This is a genomic window from Runella aurantiaca (genome assembly GCF_003339505.1).
Taxonomy (GTDB): Bacteria; Bacteroidota; Bacteroidia; order Cytophagales; family Spirosomataceae; genus Runella; species Runella aurantiaca.
On sequence record NZ_QPIW01000031.1, the window covers coordinates 74,422 to 80,867 of the forward strand.

General features: G+C 44.3%; 4 protein-coding genes. All 4 read left to right on the forward strand.

Going from position 1 to position 6,446, the window contains the following annotated elements; genetic code table 11:
• Positions 1-112 precede the first annotated feature (112 nt).
• The 4 genes from DVG78_RS25520 to DVG78_RS25535 all read left to right on the forward strand — a co-directional run bounded on the left by DVG78_RS25520 (position 113) and on the right by DVG78_RS25535 (position 6,266).
• Positions 113-745: a TMEM175 family protein gene (locus DVG78_RS25520; RefSeq protein WP_114463848.1), complete on the forward strand. Its 633-nt coding sequence runs from the start codon at positions 113-115 to the stop codon at positions 743-745.
• Positions 745-1,749 (forward strand): bestrophin family protein, encoded by a 1,005-nt coding sequence (locus tag DVG78_RS25525; protein ID WP_114463849.1) that lies wholly within the window; start codon positions 745-747, stop codon positions 1,747-1,749. Before DVG78_RS25520 ends, DVG78_RS25525 begins: the two co-directional genes overlap by 1 nt.
• 45 nt (positions 1,750-1,794) lie before the next feature.
• The gene (locus DVG78_RS25530) at positions 1,795-5,157 is read left to right on the forward strand and encodes an SNF2-related protein (RefSeq protein WP_114463850.1); all 3,363 of its coding nucleotides are present in this window, start codon (positions 1,795-1,797) and stop codon (positions 5,155-5,157) included.
• Positions 5,158-5,330: 173 nt separating this feature from the next.
• Positions 5,331-6,266: a bestrophin family protein gene (locus DVG78_RS25535; RefSeq protein ID WP_114463851.1), complete on the forward strand. Its 936-nt coding sequence runs from the start codon at positions 5,331-5,333 to the stop codon at positions 6,264-6,266.
• The last annotated feature ends 180 nt before the right edge of the window (positions 6,267-6,446 follow it).

Here is a 6,446-nt window from a genome sequence, read left to right on the forward strand (position 1 = left end):
AAGACGAAATCACTAGCCATTTCTTTCAACTCTTGGACGAGCCTATCAACAATATGCAATACTAGTTTAGTAGTTATATTTGCTAACGTAATGGTTAATATTTGTTACCTACATGCCCCGTTTCAATTCGATTGCCGGCCAACGAGTACAACGCATTGAAGCCCTGAGCGACGGCGTTTTTTCAATCGCCATGACCCTTCTGGTTTTCAATATGAAAGACCCCGTCAGCGGGATGGTGATTTCTGACGGAAAACTCCTTGCTGCGCTCTACGATACCCTGCCCACGTTACTCACCTATTTTTTGAGTTTCATGACGCTCGGTATTTTTTGGACTGGCCAATCTACGCAGTTTCATTACATTCAAAAATACGACCGAAACCTCAGTTGGATTTCCCTGTTTTTTTTAATGTTTGTGTCAATATTACCCTTTACGACGGGAATTTTGAGCAATCACATCACCAACCGACTTTCAATCGGTATTTATTGGCTGAATATTGTAGCGCTGGGCACGCTCCTGTATTCGCATTGGCACTATGCCTATAAACACCACTGCGTCAATTTTCCAGACAACAACGGCCCAGTCGTCAACAGCGCCCTGCAAAATCGAGTCCTGACGGCCCAAAGTCTATACACCATAGCCGCGGCTCTTTGTTTTATCAATACCTACGTAAGTATCATTGCTATCATTCTGATTCAGTTAAACTACGCCCTCGGCCTCTTCAACCCTAAATTAGCCAAACTGTAATGCACGCAGGAAGCCATTATAAACTCAAAGAATTTTTGCTCTGGACACGCCGTGAGATTTATGTTTTACTGGTTTTAGGAATCGTCCCGACCGCTTTGTACCAATACCTCGACTGGCATTGGCTGGCGGTTCCGTGGGTGCCCATCACGCTGGTAGGCACGGCGGCGGCTTTCATTGTCGGTTTTAAAAATACTCAAACTTATAATCGTCTCTGGGAAGCCCGACAAATTTGGGGAGCTATCGTCAATACCAGCCGGGCTTGGGGAATTATGGTAAAGGATTGTGTCATCGTCCCCGATGCTCCCCACGACGCCAAAGCCCTACATCAACAGTTGATATACCGTCATGTGGCTTGGCTAACGGCACTGCGTTTTCAGTTGCGAGAAGCCCGGCTGTGGGAAAATACCAACAAGAGTTATAACAAAGAATACCGCCGTTTTTTTTCGGTTCCTGAAAAGGAGCAGAAACTCGACGATGAACTCAAAAAGTATCTCTCCGACCAAGAATTGACTTACGTACTCGGCAAGAAAAACCGCGCCACGCACATAGTGAGCCTGCAATCAAAGCAGCTAAGAGAATTGAAGCAACAAGGCTACATTGACCCGCTAAATTACGTAGAAATGGAAAACCTGTTGGTGAATCTTTACGAACAGCAAGGCAAATGTGAGCGCATCAAAAACTTCCCCTATCCGCGTCAATTTGCCTCCATCAATTTCTTCTTTGTGCGCCTTTTCGTTTTCATGGTTCCTTTTGGAATGTTGAAAGAATTTGAAAAGTTGGGCGAACACATGGTTTGGATGACTATTCCATTCAGTGTACTGGTGTCGTGGGTGTTTTCGAGCATGGAAAAAGTAGGAGAAAGCACCGAAAATCCCTTTGAAGGCGGCTCCAATGACGTGCCTATTACGTCTATGAGCCGTACGATTGAAATAGACCTGCGAGAAATGTTGGACGAAACCGATTTGCCCCCCGCGATTCAGGCAGTAAACAATATTTTAATGTAAGACAGGGCTTACCATCGTCGTTTTTCACAACGTCAGCATTACCCCATGAGAGAACATCCCCACGAATATATTCTTGAAAACAGCACCATTGCCACGCTCACTTATTCAGACTTATTAAAACACAGCACCGACTTCTTTGACGTGGGCGCAAGGGGCTTTTTTGATATTCATCCCCAAACCATTGACCTCAACGTCGGGGTATTTACGCATTCGTCAACGACACTTGCGTTCCCTGCCGTATCTGTCTCACAATTAAACAATTCCGTCGTTATTTCCTGCGGATGCCAAGCCCTAAAAAAGAAATTATGCGAGCACCAAGCACAGGTATTGTACAACATTATTGACCGTCTGTATCTGCGTATTTTTTTTGATACCCACTTGCGAAAAACCAAAATGCAGCAAGTAGCCAAAGAATATGGATTGGAAGAAGAAGCCGAATTAGATGATTTTTTTTACGTTGAATACATCAATAAATCGTTTGAAATCAAGCCAAAAATCAAAGAGTTATTGCCCCTCAATAAAGCCACGAACGACTATTTTCGAGAACATTTATTGCCGCAAAAAAACCTTGTCCTGCCCGGCATCGTCGATGAGAAATCCAACTCCAAGATGGCCATTGTGTTTCGGAAACATAAGTACTACGAACGGTTCGTGGTGGAGCTTTTTGAAGGGCAAGTAAGCCGCGACGGCAAACTCAAAAATCCCTTTAGCTCCGTAGACCCGCTAAATCTTATCTGGAAAACTGAAAAACTGGAAGATGCGAAATTTTATACCGCTATTTCAAAATTTCAGCAACATTTTACCACCGACAAATCGGCATCGGTGCTCGAAGCCTTAAAAGTAATCGTTAAAAATCCGCTCAATCTGGACGTTTATTCCCACGAAATTGGCCAATCTGACAACGTTACGGCCAACTCGATTGTGAAAGTTCAGCTGCGAAAAGCGGCGCTTGACGTAAAATTATCGGTCGACCAACGCAAACAGTTTTTCGAAATCACCGGCGAACTGGTCGTAAATGACAAGGCGTATCCGTTAAAAAACCTGACCTTGAAATACGATTATTTTGTCCACATCGGAGAAACCTTGTACCTGGTCAGCAACCCCGATATGCTCCGCGTGATTCAGTTTTTCAAAAAAAGCAACCCCGTTTTGCTCATTCATGCTTCCAAATACGATGAGTTTAAGGAGACCATTCTTGCCGAACTCGAACACCAAATCAGCATCCGATACGCCTACCTCCGCCCCGCCACTCAAAAGCAACTCATTGAACATGAGGCCGAAACCACCATTGAAAAAATCATTTACCTCTCAGACCGCAATAATTACGTAGTACTCACGCCCGTGGTCAAATACGGTAGCATCGAGATTCCTGTTTCGTCCCGCAAACAAATTTATGATACGGACCAAAACGGCAATGTCTTTCAGATTGAGCGAGATGAGGAGCTAGAAATCCAGTTTACGGCGGTAGTAGCCCAACAACATCCTGATTTTCAGGAGCAACTTCAGGAGATGGATTATTTCTATCTGCACAAAAATCGGTTCTTGGACGAGGATTGGTTTTTGGAGGCTTTTCAGGTGTGGAAAAATGAGAATATTACCATTTTAGGATTTAATGAATTAACCAACAATCGACTCAATCAGCACAAAGCGCGGGTTTCCATCAGCGTTGTGAGTGGCACAGATTGGTTTGATACGTCGCTAGAAATCAAGTACGGCAAGCAAAAAGCCTCGCTAAAACAATTGCATAAATCCATTCGTAATAAAAGTAAATTTGTGCAACTCGACGACGGTACGATGGGCATTTTGCCCGACGAATGGATGAAAAAAATTGCCGCCTTTTTTCAGGCGGGAGAAGTCGAAGAAGAGGTCCTAAAAATTCCGAAAAACAATTTTACACAAATTGATCAACTTTTTGAAAATGAATCGTTAAGCCAAGAAGTAAAAGATGAACTGGCTTTTTATTCGACAAAATTCTCCTCTCTCAAAAACCTTAAAGAAGTACCTGTACCACCCGAGCTTAACGCCACCCTACGCGATTATCAGCGGCAGGGACTAAACTGGTTGAATTTTCTGGATGAGCATAATTTTGGCGCGTGCCTTGCCGACGACATGGGCTTGGGAAAAACCATCCAAATCATCGCCTTTATTCTTTCACAACGCACCAAGCGCCCCAACACCACCAACCTGATTGTGGTGCCTACGTCGCTGCTTTTCAACTGGCAAGACGAAGTTGCCAAATTTGCGCCATCCATGCGGTTGTTTACACATTATGGCCCCAATCGACCGAAATCCGTCGGTGAGTTTGACCGTTACGAAGTGATTTTGACGACCTACGGCATGGTGCTTTCCGATGTTCATTTTCTGAAATCATACCGGTTCAATTACATTTTTTTGGACGAATCGCAGGCCATCAAAAACCCCGAATCGCAGCGCTATAAAGCCGTTCGGATGCTCCACTCCCGCAACAAAGTAGTACTTACGGGTACGCCGATTGAAAACAACACCTTTGATATTTTCGGGCAACTTTCTTTTGCCTGCCCGGGATTGCTGGGCAGCAAACAATATTTTAAGGCCATTTATTCGATGCCCATCGACAAGTTTGAAGACCGCAAAAGGTCCAACGAACTGCAAAAACGAATTGAGCCGTTTATTCTGCGAAGAACAAAAAAACAGGTAGCCACCGAACTCCCCGACAAAACGGAAATGGTGATTTACTGCGAAATGGGCGAAGAACAACGCAAGGTTTATGATGCTTGCGAGAAAGAATTGCGGGAGTATATTTTGGGCAAAACCCAAGACGACCTCACCCACAGCAGTATGCACGTGCTGACGGGCCTGACCAAATTACGTCAGATTTGCAATTCGCCCGCGCTGCTGAAAGACGAAGAATTTAAGGGCAACCATTCGGCGAAAATTGAGGTGCTGGTAGAGCAAATTGAGAACAAATCATCGCAGCACAAAATCTTGGTTTTTTCACAATTCGTATCCATGCTTGATTTGATAAAAAAAGAGCTGGAAGCCAAGGGAATTGTCTTCGAATACCTCACCGGACAAACTAAAAACCGCGCCGCCAAAGTGAATGAATTTCAGAATAACGACAACGTGCGCGTGTTTCTCATCAGTTTGAAAGCGGGCGGCACGGGACTCAATTTGACCGAAGCTGATTACGTGTACCTTATCGACCCGTGGTGGAATCCTTCCGTCGAAAACCAGGCGATTGACCGCAGTTACCGCATCGGTCAAACCAAAAATGTCATTGCGGTACGGCTGATTTGCCCCAACACGATTGAAGAAAAAGTCGTGAAATTGCAGGAGTCAAAAACCAAATTGGCGGGAAACTTACTGAAATCCGATGAGTCCATTCTAAAATCATTTTCAAGAGACGATTTACTGGGATTATTGGGGTAGCCTGACGCCCTTTTGCGATTCCTAAAAATATCCCCAAAAAGTCATTTTTTGCGTAGAATTGACCATTTGGGGAGGATTATCAACCAACCTTTAATACCTTTACACTCATAAAAATGACGTACTTGAAAAAGTAAAACCGACAACCCTTCACCAAAACCATCTCGCTCAACCCCATGATTCTCAGGAAAAACTTTGACCTCCGCATTGTATTCTGGAACATTCGTTACGAAACAGGCATTACTCTTTTTGTCTCAATTATTATTTGGCTGCTGCACAAATACGGCGCCATCGAAGTTGTTCTCCCATTTAGTGTAGCGGCTATTTTAGGCTCGGCACTGGCTATTTTTATTGCGTTTCGAAACCAAAGTGCGTACGCGCGCTGGTGGGAAGCCCGGACAATATGGGGCGGAATCATCAATAACAGCCGGATTTTTGCCCGGCAGGTAATTGCCAATGCCGACAACGCCGCCGCCCTCGGCAAAATAAGCCACGAAGCCGCCCAAGCCTACAAAAAAGAAATGGTGTATCGTCAGATTGCCTTTGCGCACACGCTGCGCCTTCATTTGAGGCGGCAAACTCAGTGGAGTGACTTACAGCATTTACTAAGTCCCGAGGAATTTGAGTCCTTCTTAAAGGCACAAAATAAGCCCAACATCCTCCTCAACACGCAAGGAGTTCGCCTGAGAGAAGGCATGAGAACTGGCGCGCTGGATATTGTTGACAATTTCACGATGGAGCCAAATTTAGCTACCTTCAACAACTGGCAAGGCGCTTGCGAACGCATCAAAAACACGCCCTTACCGCGCAATTATCATTATTTCACGCGGCTCTTTTTGTACACCTTCATTTTTGTCCTTCCCATTTGTTTGGTGAGTGATTTAAAAAAAATGGAGGTTGATTACATGGTAACACCCGTAAGTTTTATCCTTTGTTTCGTGTTTTCGGTCATGAATCGCGTGGGAGAAATCAATGAGGCACCTTTCGAAAACGGCTTGCAAGACGTTCCAATGACTGCCTTATGCAACACCATTGAGCGCGATTTGAAGGAGCAATTGGGCGAGACCGAGTTGCCCATAAAACTCGAACCCGTGAAAGGTTTTCTTTTTTAATCTGCGGAGCAATACTGCCTATTTTTCACCCTATAAACATATAAGACATTATATAGGCTTCCCTTGGAAATTACTTTGGACTTTGTTTTTCTTTAAAAACCCCAGCTAACTATTGCTGGGGTTTTTAACTTTTGATTAACTTACCACAGAATAATACAACATTTACAAATTTTTCATCTA

Excerpts from the sequence above, each read along its gene's own strand:
- DVG78_RS25520 (WP_114463848.1), top strand. The coding sequence starts at position 113 with ATGCCCCGTTTCAATTCGATTGCCGGCCAACGAGTACAACGCATTGAA.
- DVG78_RS25525 (WP_114463849.1), top strand. The coding sequence starts at position 745 with ATGCACGCAGGAAGCCATTATAAACTCAAAGAATTTTTGCTCTGGACA.
- DVG78_RS25530 (WP_114463850.1), top strand. The coding sequence starts at position 1,795 with ATGAGAGAACATCCCCACGAATATATTCTTGAAAACAGCACCATTGCC.
- DVG78_RS25535 (WP_114463851.1), top strand. The coding sequence starts at position 5,331 with ATGATTCTCAGGAAAAACTTTGACCTCCGCATTGTATTCTGGAACATT.